The sequence below is a fragment of the Phycicoccus flavus genome (assembly GCF_004025965.2).
In the GTDB taxonomy this organism is placed as follows: Bacteria; Actinomycetota; Actinomycetes; order Actinomycetales; family Dermatophilaceae; genus Phycicoccus; species Phycicoccus flavus.
In genome coordinates this window covers 46,581-60,767 of record NZ_SAYU02000019.1, presented here as the reverse complement: position 1 = coordinate 60,767, position 14,187 = coordinate 46,581, and the positions used below count along the sequence as shown (strand labels likewise).

Below are 14,187 nucleotides of genomic sequence, written 5' to 3'. Positions count from 1 at the left end.
AGGTCGAGGTGCGCCAAGGCCGCGCCCGCGGTGGTCACGGTGTCGGCGATGACGAGCGACCGGGTCTCGTCGAGGTCGACCCCGGGGTAGCGCCGCCGGAACGTCGGACCCAGCCACCAGCTCGTGGTCGCGGCCCTGCCGTCCAGGACCCCGCCCTCGGCCAGGACGAAGGTGCCGCTGCAGGCGGCCGAGACCGCCGTACCCCTCTCGTGCAGCTCGCGCACCACCGACACCGCCGCACTGTCGCGCACCGCCCCGACGACCTCCTCGGCGCCGACCAGGCCCAGGCCGGGCACGAGGAGCTGGTCCGGGGGGTCCTCGAGGCAGGCCTCGAGCGGTTCGGCGGCCGCGCCGAGGCCGTACCCGGTCCGGACCCGCGGCGTCGTCGCCCGCAACGACACCTCGAAGGGGTCGATGTGCCCGTCGACCCGGTCCCGCAGGAGGTTCGCCGCCGTGAGGACGTCGAGGAGGAGGCCGAGGCCCGAGTCCGCCACCCCGTCGACGAGGACGATCGCCACACGCATGACGAGAATGGTAAGCGGGTCGTCGCAACCGCCACCACCTCCACGTCGTCCTCCTGCGAGGGTGTTCTCGCAAGCACTTCCCGACCCCCGCGGCCGACGCGCCGCAGAAGGGAGCGACATGTCCGAGGTCACCGCCCACTCCGGGCTGCTGCACACCGTCAAGGTCCACGTCGAGGACAGCGGCGGCACGGGACGCCCCGTCGTCCTCATCCACGGCTGGCCGCTGTCCGGCGAGGCCTGGTCCGAGCAGATCGGGGCCCTGCAGGCCGCCGGCTACCGCACCGTCGCCTACGACCGGCGCGGTTTCGGCCGCAGCGACAAGCCCCGCAGCGGCTACGACTACGACACCCTCTCCGACGACCTCGCGGCCCTCCTCGAGGAGCTGGACCTGCGCGACGTCACCCTCGTCGGGTTCTCCATGGGCGGCGGCGAGGTCGCCCGGTACGTCGCCCGCCACGGTGAGGACCGGCTGCGCAGCGTCGTCTTCGCCTCGGCCGTCCCGCCGTACATGGCCCAAACCGACGACAACCCCGACGGTCCGCTCGACGACGCCACCGCCGAGCAGATGGAGTCCGGGCTGAAGGAGGACCGCGACGCCTTCTTCGAGCAGTTCACCACCCAGTTCTACTCGGTGGGCGACGAGCTCGCGGTGAGCGAGGAGCAGCGTCGGCAGGCCGTCGTCCTCTGTCAGCAGTCCGACCAGAAGGCCGCTCTCGGCTGCATGGAGGCCTTCGGCACCACCGACTTCCGGGAGGACCTGCCCAAGGTGACGGTGCCCACCCTCGTCATCCACGGGGACGGGGACGGCGTCGTCCCGCTCGAGGGCTCCGGGGCACGCACCCACGCCGCCGTTCCGCAGTCCGAGCTCGTCGTCCTCGAGGGCGCCCCGCACGGCTGCAACGTCAGCCACGCCACGCAGTTCAACGAGGCGCTGATCCGGTTCCTCGCCCGGTAGCCGCCACGCGCCCGTCGGCGCTCCCAGACCCGTCGGCCGGTCCTCACCGGCCGACGTCCACCGCTCGGAAAGGACCACCCATGCCCTCCCCCGGTATCGCGAACGCCACCGGCATCCACCACGTCCGCCTCACCGTCACCGACATCCAGCGCTCGAAGGCCTTCTACCAGCTGCTCCTCGGCGAGGAGACCGCCTTCGACTTCAGCGACCGCGCCGACGAGCCCGGCGTGCGGGAGGACCCCGCACAGCTCTATGGCGGCACCGGCTGGACCGTCGGCGACCAGCTCCTCGGCCTGCGGCCCGTGGCCGACGCCGGCGACACCTTCCGGTCGACCCGGGTCGGGCTGGACCACGTCAGCCTCCAGGTGTCCTCCGAGGACGACCTGCACGCCGCGGCCGCGCGCCTCGACGAGGCCGGCGTCCAGCACGGCAGCGTCGACCACCTCGAGGCCACCGGCATGGTCATCCTCTCCATCCAGGACCCCGACGACATCAACCTCGAGCTCGTCTACATGCCGGCCGAGTAGCCCTGCCGACGACGACGGGCGCCCGCGGTCCCCCCGGACCGCGGGCGCCCGTCGTCCGTCGGCGCGGCCCGGGTGCGGACGGCCGGCCGGGGCGCCGTCCGGGCGACCCGCCCCGCCGTAGACTCCGGCGGGTGAGCACCCCTCCGGAGTACCCCACGATGGAGGACGTCATCGGCGACACCCCGCTGGTGCGTCTGCAGCGCCTGCCGGGACCGGAGAACGAGCGCCGGGGGAACGTCCTCCTCGCCAAGCTCGAGGGGAACAACCCGGCCGGCTCGGTCAAGGACCGCCCGGCGATCAGCATGATCCGCGGCGCGCAGGAGCGGGGCGAGATCTCCCCCGGCGACACCCTGCTGGAGGCCACGTCCGGCAACACCGGCATCGGCCTGGCCATGGCGGCGGCGATCAGTGGCTACCCCCTCGTCATCGTCATGCCCGACGACGCCTCCACCGAGCGGGTCCGCACGATGCGGGCGTTCGGGGCCGAGCTCGTCCTCACCCCGGCCGACGGCGGCATGGAGGAGGCCCGCGACGTCGTGACGCGCATGGAGCGCGAGGGCCGCGGCCGGGTCCTGGACCAGTTCGCCAACCCGGACAACCCGCGCGCCCACGAGGAGGGGACGGGTCCGGAGCTCTGGCGCCAGACCGGCGGCCGCATCACGCACTTCGTGTCGGCCATGGGCACCACCGGCACGATCACCGGCGTCTCGCGGTTCCTCAAGTCGCGCGACCCGGGCATCCGGATCGTCGGGGCGCAGCCCGCGGAGGGCTCGAAGATCCCCGGGATCCGCGCCTGGCCGCCGGAGTACGTGCCGCGCATCTTCGACCCGACGGCGGTCGACGAGACGATCGAGGTCACCCAGGACGACGCCGAGGAGATGGCGCGTCGGCTGGCGCGCGAGGAGGGCATCTTCGGGGGTCCCTCCGCGGCCGGGGCCTGCTGGACGGCGCTGCGGGTGGCCGAGGAGGTCGAGGGGGCGACCATCGTCTTCGTCGTGTGCGACCGCGGCGACCGCTACCTCTCCAGCGGCGTCTTCCCCGACTGAGGCCCGCGACGGACGCCTGCCGCGGCACCGGCCGCGCTGCTCGCGGCGCCTGCTTGACTCGCCCGGGGGCGCTGCCTAGCATCCGGGTGTTCCAGACCTCCGGGGTGCGCCGAGCGGCGTCGGCCCCGTCCCGAGACCCCGAGGCGGCGCGCGTGCCCAGGCCTGGCTCCCCGTTCTTCACGGCGGTGCGACCGCTGGCGGCCGACCCCGAGGACCCGGCGCCGAAGTACCTGCGGATCTGCCGGGCCATTACCGCCGCCATCGACGCCGGTCGGCTCGCCCCCGGCACGGCGCTGCCCTCGCAGCGGCACATGGCCGAGCACCTCGGGGTCACCGTGATGACGCTGCGGCACGCCCTGGCCGTCCTGGAGTCCCAGGACCGGCTGCGCGTCGAGCACGGCCTCGGCACCTTCGTCGCCGACGGGCGCTACCGGCTGCCCATCGACCGGCTCGCCAGCCTCACCAGCCAGGTCCGCGAGACCGGACGGACCCTGCGCACCGAGGTCGTCTTCGCCGGCCCGATGCGCGCCCCGTCGGCCGTCGCCGCCCGCCTCGGCCTCGCGGAGGAGACGGTCTTCTGCCTCACCCGGCTGCGGCTGGTCGACGAGGTCCCGACGGTCTACGCGCACTCCCTGCTTCCGACGGCGCTCGGGGAGCGTCTCGACGTCGTGGCGCTCGGCGAGGGCTCGCTCTACGACCTGCTGGCCGAGCGGCTGGACGTCCACGTCACCCGGGCCGTCGAGACCCTGCACGCCGCCCTGCTGTCCGAGGACGAGGCACGGGCGCTGCGCTGCGACCCCGGCTCGGCGGCGCTGGTCAGCAGCCGGCTCACCTACACCGACGACGGCACCGCCGTCGTCGACGACCGGGCCGTCATGCCGGGTGACCGGGTGCTGCTCTCGACCGAGCGGCACGCCGGTGACGCCGACCTCCGGCTCGACGGGCCGCTGTCGTCCGGGACGGCCGGGTAGCGGCCGGCCCGGCTCAGTCGGCGAAGGCCGGGTGCCGGCTGCCGACGCCGCGCGCGACCGCCAGGTGCCCGCCGAGGAACGCGCCGGCCGTCACCGCACCGGCTCCCACGAGCCCGAGGGCGACCCCGAGGCGGCGACGGCCGCGACGCCGCGCCAGGTACGACCCGGCGTACGCCCCGATGGCCGTCCCGACCGCGGCCACGTGGACCACGCCCACGCGCTGCTCGCGCCGCCCGCTCGCGCTCCACTCGGCCCAGCCGGTCCAGGCCGTGGGTCCGACCGCGAGCAGCCCCACGCCGACGAGGGTGCGCGCGGCGGGAGCGGCCTCCTCCCCACCGACGAGGTCCAGGACCGTCGCGGACCCCCACGAGCCGATGACGACGTCGGTGAGGGCGGGATGCAGGGCGTGCCCGAACCACTCGCCGCGCAGCACCCGCCCGCGGGCCCCGTCCCCGAAGAGCCGCCCGGCGGTGGCCGCGGCCGCGTCCACGACGTCGTCGAGGGGCTCGAGCTCCTCGAGCCGCCGGACCCACCGCACCGTCGGGGGTGGGGTCGTCGTCACGTGCATGGTGCCTCCTGCGTCGAGACGGGGTGCACCGGCCCGACCGGACGCCGCACGCCCGGACCTGCCGGTCCCGACGCACGCTACTCCCGTCGCTCGCGGCGCGCCCCGACGGCGACGAGCCGAGGCCGGCTCAGCGGGTGCCGGCCACCAGCGCGTCCAGCAGCTCGCGGTAGCCGGGCTCCCCGCCGTCCAGCCAGGCCTGGGTGCCGGCCGTGCCGACGATGGCGACGTCGGCCAGGCCGCGCAGGGCCCGGACGTCGTCGGCGGTGCGGATGCCGAACCCGACGCCCAGCGGCACCGAGGTCGCCTCGCGGCAGCGCGCGAGGAACTCCGGGACGCCCTGCGAGAGGTCGGTCTGCCGGCCGGTGACACCGGTCCGGGCGGCGCAGTAGACCATCCCCGAGGCGTGCCGGCCGATCTCCGCCAGACGCGCCGGGCTCGAGGTCGGCGTCATGATCTGCACCTGGTCCAGGTCGTTCGCCCGGGCGTGCTCGCGCAGCTCGGCGGCCTCCTCCGGCGGCAGGTCCGGGACGATGAAGCCGCGCATGCCGGCCTCGGCGAGGCGGCCGGCGAACGGCTCGGCGCCCATCCGGTAGACGCTGTTGTAGTAGCCCATGAACAGGGTCTCGAACGAGAACGCCGCCGAGGCCCGGGCGGTGAGGTCGAAGTACTCCTCCCACCCGATGCCGGCCGCGATCGCCTCGTGGTTGGCCTTGACGAACGCCGGACCGTCGGCGATGGGCTCGCTGAACGGCAGCTGGAGCTCGACGAGGTCGACGCCCGCGGCGTCCATCGCCTCCAGCATCACCCAGTTGTCCTCGAGCGAGGGGTAGCCGACGACGAGGTGGGTCATGAGGAGCAGCGGCTTGTCCGCCAGGCGCTCGCGCAGCCGGCCCTCGAGGGTGGGGCGCTGGTCGACGGTCATCGGGCGTAGCCCGCGGCGCGCTGCCGAATGAACTCGCGCCAGCCCTCGTCGTCCAGGGCGTCGGCGACGGTGAAGATGTCCTTGTCCCCGCGCCCCGACTGGTTGACGAGGATGCGCTGGTCCGGCGACAGGTGCGGCGCCTCGCGCACGGCGGCGGCGAAGGCGTGCGCGCTCTCCAGCGCCGGGATGATGCCCTCGGTCCGCATGGCGAGGCGCAGCGCGTCGACGACCTCGGCGTCGGTGACCGACTCGAACCGGATCCGGCCCTGCTGCCCGAGGTGGGCGAGGATCGGCCCGACGCCGATGTAGTCCAGCCCGGCCGCGCACGAGTACGTGTCGTGCATGAGGCCCTCGTCGTTCTGGAGGAAGACGGTGCGGTAGCCCTGGGCGACGCCGGTGCGGCCCTGCCCGCCGGCCAGCCGCGCGGCGTGCTGCCCGGTGTCGATGCCCTTGCCCCCGGCCTCGACGCCGACCAGCTCGACCCCGGCGTCCTCGCCGAACCCGGCGAAGATGCCGGACGCGTTCGACCCGCCGCCGACGCAGGCGTAGACCGCGTCGGGCAGGGCTCCCGCCGCGTCGAGCATCTGGGCGCGCGCCTCGGTCCCGATGATCGACTGGAACCAGGTGACCATCTGCGGGAAGGGGTGCGGCCCGCACACCGTGCCCATGACGTAGTGGGTGTCGGCCATCGACTCGGCCCAGTCGCGCAGGCAGGCGTTGATCGCGTCCTTGAGGGTCCGGGTGCCGTCGGTGACGGCGACGACCTCGGCCCCGAGCTGCTCCATCCAGAAGACGTTCGGGTGCTGGCGCTCGACGTCCTCGGCACCCATGTAGATCGTGCACTCGAACCCGAGCCGGGCGGCCATCGTCGCCGTCGCGACGCCGTGCTGGCCGGCGCCGGTCTCGGCGATGACCCGCTTCTTGCCCATCCGCTGGGCGAGCAGCCCCTGCCCCATGACGTTGTTCGCCTTGTGCGCGCCGGTGTGGTTGAGGTCCTCGCGCTTGACGTACACCTGCGCCCCGCCGAGCTGCCGGGTGAGGTTCGGGCAGAAGGTGACGGGGGTGGGTCGACCGGCGTACTCGGCCATCGTGTCGACGTACAGCCGCCAGAAGCCGGGGTCGCGGCGGGCCGCCTCGAACGCCTCGCGGACCTCCTCGAGGGTCTCGTGGAGGACCTCCGGCACGAACGAGCCGCCGAACTCCCCGAAGTAGCCTCCGGGCGACGGCTCCCACATGGACAGCTGTGCAGTCATGCTTCCTCTTCCCGTTGCGTCCGGGCGGGTCCGTGACGGCTTCCGGCCGGCCCCGGCTCGCCCAACTGTTATACAACACCTGGCGCGCGGGGCTCGTCAACCGCGTCCCGGCCCGCGGGGTCGGACCCGGGAACCGGGCGACCGGTCGGCAAATGCGCCTTTTCCCGGGCCGCACATTCCGCGGAGTTTCCGACAATGCGGTCGGCGACATTCCACGGAGGAGCTCCTGCCGAGAATGCGGAATGCCCTAGGGTGAGTCCCGTACGCCTTCCCACCCTGCATGCACGACAGAAAGGCGCCGCCATGGCCCAGCGCACCATCACCGTCCTCAGTGACGACCTCGACAGCACCGAGTCCGACGACGTCGAGACCGTCGTCTTCGGTCTCAACGGGGCCTCCTACGAGATCGACCTCGGCCCGGCGAACCGGCAGAAGCTCGACGCCGCCCTGGCGCCCTTCCTCGACAAGGCACGCAGGACCGGCGGGCGGGCGCCCGCGAAGCGGTCCACCACCCGGCGCGACGCCGCGCAGACGGCGGCGATCCGCGAGTGGGCCACCGCGAACGGCTACGAGGTCTCGCGCCGCGGCCGCATCCCCAAGCAGGTCGAGGAGGCCTACGAGCAGGCCACCTGAGCAACCACCCACCGCGCCGGGCGGCGGTCGTCGACAGGATGCCCGCCGGCCGGCGCATGTGTGCTCGGCCGCATTCCCGGGGCCGCGATGCGCGACATTTCCCCAGGACGCAGGAATGGTCGTGTCCCCGGACCCACCGGCCGCACCGCATTCGACGACGGACCAGTCGACCGGGACGACGAGCAGCAGGTGGACCCGCCTGACCTGTGTCCCACGGCCCGCCCGCGGCGCGTGTGCCGGGTCAGTCGATGACGCGGTTCTCCAGGTGCTTCGGCGGCTGCGGGACGTCGGTCTCGCGTCGGGTCGCGGTCGTGACGACGTAGGCCTCGCCCCGCACGACCCCCTCGGCGACCGCGGTGACCCAGCTGGGGGCCCGGGGCGGCAGCCCGGCGGCCTCGATGCCGTCGCGCAGCTCGGTGGCGGCGGCGTCCACCGTCCACGCCCGGTCGGTCCGCACCAGCTCGTCGATCACCTGCTGGAGCACGACGTCCTCGCTGTCGTGCCGGGCCAGCTCCTCGTCCTCGATGCTCATACACCTCTCCTACCCGGGTCCGTCGGTCGGCACCCAGCGTGCCGAACCCGCCTGTGAGACCGCCCAACCCTCGACAGGCCGTGGGCGGCCGGCGGTTCAGCCGCCGCGGGCCGTGGCCAGGTCGGCGGCGCCGCGCGGTGCCGGACCCTCGGTCGTCCAGGCCGCGCTGCCCCCGGGGCAGTAGCGGGCGACGAACTCCGCGGCCGGCACCGGCTCGCCGACCAGGTACCCCTGCGCGTAGTCGACCCCGAGCTCGCGGACGACGGCGAGGACGGCCTCCTCGGCGACGAACTCCGCCACCGTCTCCTTGCCGAGTCCCCGGGCCACCCCGACGATCGAGCGCAGGATGGCCCGGTCGACCGCCGACCGGTGCGCGCCGGCGACGAACTCCCCGTCGATCTTCACGATGTCGAACGGCAGGTGCTTGAGGTAGTAGAAGGAGCCGAACCCGGCCCCGAAGTCGTCGATGGCCACCCGGGTGCCGAGTGCGGCCAGGCGCTGGCTGAAGGCGCGCGCCGCGGCGACGTCCGCGACCGCGGCGGTCTCGGTGGCCTCGACGACGATGCGGTGCGCCGGCACCGCGTGCCGGTCCAGGGCGGCGAGGAACTCCCGCTCCACCGACTCGTCGCCGATGGAGTGCGCGGACAGGTTGACCTCGAGCGTCAGGTCCGGCGCGTGCTCGTGCAGCCGGGAGAGGAGCGCAACGGCGTTGCGCACCACCCAGCGGTCCAGACGCGGCGCCAGGCCGGCGCGCTCGGCGACGTGGACGAAGCGCGCGGGCGAGACCGGCTCGTCCCGGTCGACGAGCCGTAGCAGGGCCTCGGCCGCGACGACCCGGTCGGTGCGCACGTCGAGGATGGGTTGCAGGTACAGGGCGAAGGAGTCGTTCTCCAGGGCGGCCTCGACCCGGGCCGTCCACTCCAGGCGGGCCCCGGTCCGGGGCTGCTGGGTGCCGCCCGGGTCGAGCACGGCGTGCCGGTTGCGGCCGGCGTCCTTGGCGTCGTAGAGCAGCATGTCGGCCAGCGCCAGGGGGTCGACCGACTGCTGCGCGGCGGCGGCGAAGGTGGCGACGCCCACGCTCGCGGTCACCCGGCGGTTCACGCCCTCGAGGGTCGCGCAGTGCGCACGCACCCGGGCGACGAGGGCGGCGGCCACGGCCTCGGCGCCCGCGGCGTCCGCGTCCGGCAGCAGCACCGCGAACTCGTCGCCCCCGAGCCGGGCCACGAGGTCGCTGTCGCGCAGGGTGTCCCGCACCAGGGCACCGACGGCGACGATGAGCCGGTCGCCGGCGTCGTGGCCCATCGTGTCGTTGACCTCCTTGAAGTTGTCGAGGTCCAGCAGCAGCAGCGCGCCGGTCGGACCGCCGCGACGGCAGCGCTGCAGGTGCCGGTCGAGCACCTCGTCGAACCGGCGGCGGTTGGGCAGGCCGGTGAGCGCGTCGTGGTCGGCGAGGTAGGTGAGCTTCTCCTCGTAGCGCCGTCGCTCGGAGAAGTCGACGACGTTGACGAGGATGACGTCGTCGTCGCCGTCGGCCACGAGCACCCGGCTCGTCAGCGACACGTGGGCGTCCTCGCCGCTCGGGGACTCGATGGTCCAGTCACCGACGAGCAGCTCGCCCGGGACGGCGACCGCCCGCTCGAGGTACACCGCGATCCGGTCCCGGTGCGCGGGCGCGAGCTCGTCGAAGCTCAGGCCGACGAGGTCCTCGACCCGGCGCCCCGCGAGGGTGGCCAGCGCGTCGTTGACCTCGAGGATGTGGCCGGACATGTCGAGGACGGCGACCCCGTGCGGAGCGTCGGAGATCAGCCGGGCGGTGCGCTCGCGCTCGGCCTCGAGAGCCCGCAGGCGGGCCTGCTCGTCCGACACGTCGTGCAGGACGACGAGCGCGCGGTCCGGCGGGCCCTCTCCGCCGTCGGCCATCGGCACGGCGTCGACGGCGAGGACCCGGGTGGCGCCCCGCCCGGTGCCCGGCACCTCCAGCACGGCCCCGCGCACGGTCTCCCCGGCCAGGGCCCGCACGACCGGCCGGTCCTCGCCCCCGTCGTCGGCCTCCTCGACGTCGTCGGCGGAGCGGGCGGCGACCCGCAGGCCGGCGCCGGCGTCGTCGAGCCACTGCCGGGCCGCGTCGTTGTGCAGGAGGACCTCCCCGGAGCGGTCGACGACGACGATGCCGTCGGGGATGGTCTCGGTGATGACCCGCAGGTCCTCCGCCTGGTGCCGGGCGTGCCGGGCCGCGGCGGCGAGGTCCCCGACGAGGGCGTCACGCTCGCGCTGGACGGTGGCCACGACGACGGCGAGGCCGACCGCCAGGAGCATGTAGGCCTGGAGGGTGACGGCCAGGACGCGCGGGTCGTCGATGGCGCCGAACGGCCCGCCGCCATAGCCCGTGACCAGCGCGAGCGTGCCCACGGCGACGACGCCGCCCTGGGCGACCGCGAACGGCAGCGGCAGGCGCAGCCCGGACCAGATGACGAGGGCGAAGGGGACGAAGCCGAGCGGCAGGGTGCGGCCCGGCCCGAAGACGAGCCACAGCACGGCGAGCGTCGCGAGAAGGTGCGGCAGGGCCCGCAGCGCCGCCCGCCGGGTCAGGAGGGCGGTGGCGTCGCGCAGGGCCAGCCCGGGCGCCGCGACGACGACGACGGCGGCGAGGTTGCGCACGAGCCACACCGACGCGCTCTGCCAGGTCACGGGCGCCCCGGTGGTGGCCAGCCCCGGCATCCCCAGGGCGGCGCTGACCAGGGTCGTCCCCCCGGCCGCCGCGAGGAACCGGTAGACGTCGCTGACCCGCGAGAGCGTCGGTCGGGCGGTCCCGAGGGTGCGGAGGCGCCCGTCCCACGACATGACGCCGCGGACGCCGAGGACGAGGACGGCGTTCGCGCTCCCGTAGGCGAGCGCGGCCGTCGTCGGGACGCCGGTGAGGGCGTTGGCGACGGCCGCGAGCACGGCGGCCAGGCCCGCGGCGAGGCCGAGCTCGAGCCGTGAGAGGGCGTGGAGGCCCCACAGGGCGGCGACCCCGGCGGCCGGCCAGAACAGGGCGAGGCCGGTGTCCGGGAGCGCGGTGGCGCGCCCCACGGCGAGCGCGAGGGCGAAGACGGCGGCGAACGAGAGGGTCCGCGTGGACATGCGTGGTCGGGTTCCTGGTTCGGCGAGGAGGAGCCCCTGCGTGTCCATCGTGCGGTGCCGGCCGGGCTCCCGCCAGCCGGTGCGGCGGATCCGGGCCGCTCGTCCCCGTGATCCGGCCGAACGGCCCGGCCGTCGGGGACGCCGGCGCGGCCCCGGCGCGACCGGCGCCGCGCCCCGGAACGCGCGAACGCCCCGGACCGTGACGGTCCGGGGCGTCGGCGCGGGTGGTGCCGGGGTCAGAACCGGCCGTAGCCGCTGACGCCGGAGAAGACGGCACGCTCCTGGGTGACCTCGCCGGGCTTGCCGGAGTCGACCATCATGCCGCCGCCGGTGTAGATGCCGACGTGCCAGGCGGGCGAGCCGAAGAACACGAGGTCGCCGGGCTGCGGGTCGCTGACCGGGGTGGCCGCGGCCTGCTGCTGGGCCGCGGTGCGGGGCAGCGACACCCCGGCCTTGCCGAAGACGTACATCGTGAAACCGGAGCAGTCGAAGCCGCTCGGGGTGCTGCCGCCGTACACGTACGGGATGCCGAGCAGGCCGCGGGCGATGTTGACCACGCCGCTGGAGCTCTGCGCCTTCGGGGCGGGCGGCGGGGGCGGCGGAGGCGGCGGGGTCGGGGTCGGGGTCGGGGCGGCGGACCGGCTGGCCGTGCCCGTGCTGGACCGCTCGGCGAGAGCCTGCTGCACCGGCGCCGGCTCCGGGGCCACGACGGGCTCCGGCTTCGGCTTGGGCTTCGGCTTGGGCTTGGCCACCGCCGTGACGCCGGCGATCCCGACCGTCTCGGTCATGACCGGGGCGGCGGCCTGCGGCGCGACGAGCGCCGGGGCGGCAGCCGCGACGCGGGTCGTCGTCGCGGCGCGTACGGGGTCGGCGGCCGGCGCCGCGGCGGCGGTCCCGGCGACGGCCGTGTGGCCGGTGCTGGAGCCGACGGCGTGGGCCGGGAGGGCGAAGGTGGCGACGAGACCGCCGGAGGCGGCGAGGACGGCGGAGGCGCGGGCTCCGGTCTCGCCGGCACTGCGGACGATGGTCGAGAGCTCGGCCACGGGGCTGTACCGGGTGGCGCTGCGATGGCGGCCACGAGTGTGCTCGGACACGTGAGTACCTCTCCAGGCCTACGGGGTGAGCTGTCGGGTTCGGGCGAAAGGTTGCCCGGCCGTGCGGCCCCGAAGGACCGTCCGGCTTCACCCCGAGGAGCCCTGCGAGAAGGTGGCTCCGAAGGTGGTTCCCCCGCTCCTGCCTAGCGGATGTGGTGCGTGAGAACCGAGCGGAGGTGGCAGGACTCGGCGGTCCACCGCGCGGGCCCGACGTCCGGGGTCGGTCGGGCGAGCCGAACCTAACACGGAGTGGCGGGATGGTCACAAAACGGTTACAAGGAAACTCTCAGGTGTCGGAGAGACGTCTCAGCCCCCGCCGGCGAGAGCCGGGGCGGGGGCTGAGGACGGTGCGCGGAGGCGTCAGAAGTTGATCGTCACGTGCACGTGGTCGTAGTGGTTCGCGGTGGTCGAGCCGCGGTCCTCCATCATCTTCCAGCCCTGGCCGGGGGCCCAGTAGCGCTGCTGCCAGATGAGGTACTTGACGTTGAACTCGCCGACGTGGGACTGCACGTAGGCGGCGATGGCGTCGCCCTGGCCGGCGCTGGAGATCATGAAGTCGATGGCCTGGCCGGTGCCGTGCTCGTCGGCGCTGGCCCGACGCCCACCGATGGTCGGCGGACCGTAGGCCTGGTCGACGGCCGAGCACAGGCGCTGGGCGTTGGTGATGAGGCCGATGCTCGTGCAGCGGCCGGTGAGGGCGCCGTTGTAGCCCGGCGCGGCCGGCGGGGCCGCCTGGGGCGCCGGTGCCGCAGGCGCGACGGGCTGCGGGGCCGGCGCGGCCTCGACCGGCTCCGGGGTCGGCGTGGGCGTCGGCTTCGGCTTGGGTTTCGGCTTGGGCTTGGCGACGGCCTTGACGCCCTCGACGCCGACCGGCTCGGGGACCCGCGGGGCGGCGTCGACCGGGGCCGACACGGCGGGGGCCGCCGCGGCCGGGGCGCGCTGCTCGGAGCGCGAGGCGGCCTCGGGGGCTCCACGGGTGAGGGCGGCGGCCTGCGCGCCGGCGGTGACCTGGACCGAGGGGTCGACCTCGGCGTCCGCGGACTCGGCCGGGATGGTCAGGGCGACGGCGGCACCGCCGACGACTCCGAGGCTGGCGACGGACTTGACGGCCCACGACGCCCCCGTCCGGGGGAAACCGTCGGGGAAGCGGCGGACGCGGCCGGGCGCACGACGGCGACCGGGCTGGCGGTGGGATGACACGAACGAATCTCTTCCGGGGCGGGAACGGCTCGCAGCGCACCCTACGTGACGACTCCGGGTGGTGTCACGTTTCGGTAACGCGGGTCGTCCAACCCTTCCCCCGACAGGCGCCGGACAGCGCTGCGGACCGCGATGTCAGGCCGGCGCGACGAAGACGTGGACCGCGATGTCGTCCGGCAGCGACACGCCGGTGGACTCGTCGGCGCCCTCGCGGCTGACGACGACCCGCGAGCCCTCGCGGCGGACCCGGGCGGGCTGGCCGGGCATGAGGCCGGCCTCGGTGAGCAGCTGGAGGGCTTCGGAGTCGACCTGCACCGGCTCCCCGATACGGCGGACGATGACGGACGCGCCGCCCTCGTCGGCCACCCGGTCCAGGGTACGCAGCCCGAGCCGGAAGTCGACCATCTCGCCGACCTCGCCGAGCTCGTCGAGCCCGGGGATGGGGTTGCCGTAGGGCGACTCGAGGTGGTCGGTGAGGATGGCGAGGATCTTCTGCTCGACGCGGTCGGACATCACGTGCTCCCAGCGGCACGCCTCCTCGTGGACGTACTCCCACTCCAGGCCGATGACGTCGACGAGCAGCCGCTCGGCGATGCGGTGCTTGCGCATGACGCGGGTGGCGAGCCGCCGGCCCTCGTCGCTCAGCTGGAGGTGACGGTCGTCCGCGACGCTCAGCAGACCGTCGCGCTCCATGCGGGCGACCGTCTGCGACACCGTGGGCCCGGAGTGGCTCAGCCGCTCGGCGATGCGGGCGCGCAGCGGCGTGATGCCCTCCTCCTCGAGCTCGAAGATCGTGCGGAGGTACATCTCCGTGGTGTCGATGAGGTCCGTCACGTCGC

General features: G+C 74.7%; 14 protein-coding genes and 1 riboswitch. Of the genes, 5 read left to right on the top strand and 9 right to left on the bottom strand.

Annotation, left to right across the window (positions count from 1 at the left end):
- Positions 1–524: DJ-1/PfpI family protein (locus EPD83_RS07880; protein WP_205859458.1), on the bottom strand; the 524-nt coding region annotated here is incomplete at its 3' end.
- 118 nt (positions 525–642) lie between these two features.
- Between EPD83_RS07880 and EPD83_RS07875 the strand changes: the two genes are divergently transcribed.
- The 4 genes from EPD83_RS07875 to EPD83_RS07860 all read left to right on the top strand — a co-directional run bounded on the left by EPD83_RS07875 (position 643) and on the right by EPD83_RS07860 (position 4,023).
- Positions 643–1,479 (top strand): alpha/beta fold hydrolase, encoded by an 837-nt coding sequence (locus tag EPD83_RS07875; protein ID WP_128368425.1) that lies wholly within the window; start codon positions 643–645, stop codon positions 1,477–1,479.
- Positions 1,480–1,559: 80 nt separating this feature from the next.
- Positions 1,560–2,006 (top strand): VOC family protein, encoded by a 447-nt coding sequence (locus EPD83_RS07870; RefSeq protein WP_128368424.1) that lies wholly within the window; start codon positions 1,560–1,562, stop codon positions 2,004–2,006.
- A gap of 131 nt (positions 2,007–2,137) precedes the next feature.
- A complete protein-coding gene (gene cysM / locus EPD83_RS07865; protein WP_235950403.1) occupies positions 2,138–3,052 on the top strand; it encodes a cysteine synthase CysM in 915 nt (304 codons plus the stop codon).
- Positions 3,053–3,204: 152 nt separating this feature from the next.
- Positions 3,205–4,023: a GntR family transcriptional regulator gene (locus EPD83_RS07860; protein WP_128367872.1), complete on the top strand. Its 819-nt coding sequence runs from the start codon at positions 3,205–3,207 to the stop codon at positions 4,021–4,023.
- 13 nt (positions 4,024–4,036) lie between these two features.
- Here the strand turns inward: EPD83_RS07860 and EPD83_RS07855 are convergent, their stop codons facing one another.
- The 3 genes from EPD83_RS07855 to trpB all read right to left on the bottom strand — a co-directional run bounded on the left by EPD83_RS07855 (position 4,037) and on the right by trpB (position 6,766).
- Complete coding sequence (locus EPD83_RS07855) at positions 4,037–4,591, bottom strand: (2Fe-2S)-binding protein (RefSeq protein ID WP_128367871.1); 555 nt, start codon at positions 4,589–4,591, stop codon at positions 4,037–4,039.
- Positions 4,592–4,718: 127 nt separating this feature from the next.
- Positions 4,719–5,513, bottom strand: a complete 795-nt coding sequence (gene trpA, locus EPD83_RS07850; RefSeq protein ID WP_165566430.1) for a tryptophan synthase subunit alpha — start codon at positions 5,511–5,513, stop codon at positions 4,719–4,721.
- Complete coding sequence (gene trpB / locus EPD83_RS07845) at positions 5,510–6,766, bottom strand: tryptophan synthase subunit beta (protein ID WP_128368388.1); 1,257 nt, start codon at positions 6,764–6,766, stop codon at positions 5,510–5,512. The genes trpA and trpB overlap by 4 nt, the downstream gene beginning before the upstream one ends.
- A 303-nt stretch (positions 6,767–7,069) precedes the next feature.
- Here trpB and EPD83_RS07840 point away from each other — a divergent pair, with 303 nt between their 5' ends.
- The gene (locus EPD83_RS07840; RefSeq protein ID WP_128368389.1) at positions 7,070–7,399 is read left to right on the top strand and encodes a histone-like nucleoid-structuring protein Lsr2; all 330 of its coding nucleotides are present in this window, start codon (positions 7,070–7,072) and stop codon (positions 7,397–7,399) included.
- 241 nt (positions 7,400–7,640) lie between these two features.
- On the opposite strand, the gene EPD83_RS07835 is transcribed toward EPD83_RS07840, so the two are convergent.
- From EPD83_RS07835 to EPD83_RS07815, 5 genes are all read right to left on the bottom strand, one after another.
- Positions 7,641–7,931, bottom strand: coding sequence for a hypothetical protein (locus EPD83_RS07835; protein WP_128366080.1), 291 nt, complete (start codon positions 7,929–7,931; stop codon positions 7,641–7,643).
- 96 nt (positions 7,932–8,027) lie between these two features.
- Positions 8,028–11,054 (bottom strand): bifunctional diguanylate cyclase/phosphodiesterase, encoded by a 3,027-nt coding sequence (locus tag EPD83_RS07830; RefSeq protein WP_164896224.1) that lies wholly within the window; start codon positions 11,052–11,054, stop codon positions 8,028–8,030.
- A 236-nt stretch (positions 11,055–11,290) separates the two neighbouring features.
- Entirely contained in the window at positions 11,291–12,148 is an 858-nt protein-coding gene (locus EPD83_RS07825; protein ID WP_128366082.1) for a C40 family peptidase, read from the bottom strand.
- A 3-nt stretch (positions 12,149–12,151) separates the two neighbouring features.
- Positions 12,152–12,316, bottom strand: a riboswitch (cyclic di-AMP (ydaO/yuaA leader).
- Between the two features lie 192 nt (positions 12,317–12,508).
- On the bottom strand, positions 12,509–13,348 hold the full coding sequence (locus EPD83_RS20620) for a hypothetical protein (protein ID WP_128366083.1): 840 nt from the start codon (positions 13,346–13,348) through the stop codon (positions 12,509–12,511).
- A gap of 135 nt (positions 13,349–13,483) precedes the next feature.
- Positions 13,484–14,182, bottom strand: a complete 699-nt coding sequence (locus tag EPD83_RS07815) for a metal-dependent transcriptional regulator (RefSeq protein ID WP_128366084.1) — start codon at positions 14,180–14,182, stop codon at positions 13,484–13,486.
- Positions 14,183–14,187: the final 5 nt, after the last annotated feature.